This window comes from Pelagicoccus sp. SDUM812002 (genome assembly GCF_031127835.1).
GTDB lineage: Bacteria > Verrucomicrobiota > Verrucomicrobiia > Opitutales > Opitutaceae > Pelagicoccus.
This window is the reverse complement of the sequence record NZ_JARXHX010000128.1, coordinates 1-487: the sequence shown is the minus strand read 5'-3', so window position 1 is coordinate 487 and position 487 is coordinate 1. Positions and strand designations below refer to the sequence as shown.

Annotated in this window: 1 protein-coding gene; it reads left to right on the top strand. The window is 53.8% G+C overall.

The genetic code is table 11. The features are described 5' to 3' along the window. Positions 1-51: 51 nt before the first annotated feature. The coding region (locus QEH53_RS24590) for an IS5 family transposase (protein ID WP_369426460.1) at positions 52-487 on the top strand (436 nt) is incomplete at its 3' end.

Below are 487 nucleotides of genomic sequence, written 5' to 3'. Positions count from 1 at the left end.
TGGATTCTCGAACGAATCTCTTGCCGCTATCGCGATTTCTCGATTTCGGTCATGCTTGACGCGTCGCATGTGAAGGCCCATCAGGACGCTTCGAAGCATCCTCTTTCCGTTGAAGAACAGAAGCTTGGAAAGACCAAGGGCGGTTGCAACACGAAGATCTCCGCCGCTGTGAACGTGGTCGGACTGCCCTTGAGCATGCGGCTGGTCTGCGGCAACGAGCATGACAGTATCAGCGCAGTCGATACGATCCGAGGTCTTGTGAATGGAAGCTTCCTCCTCGCCGACAAGGCCTACGACAGCGACGCGATTCGTTGCTATGTCGAGGACTGTGGCGGCATCGCCGTGATACCTCCGCGACACAACCGGAAGCGTAAAATCGAATATCTCAAGGGTGTTGGAAGAACCAGGCATCGGGTTGAAAACTTCTTCGCTAGAATAAAACGGTACAGGAGAATCGGCACTCGCTACGACAAACTGGAGAAAACCT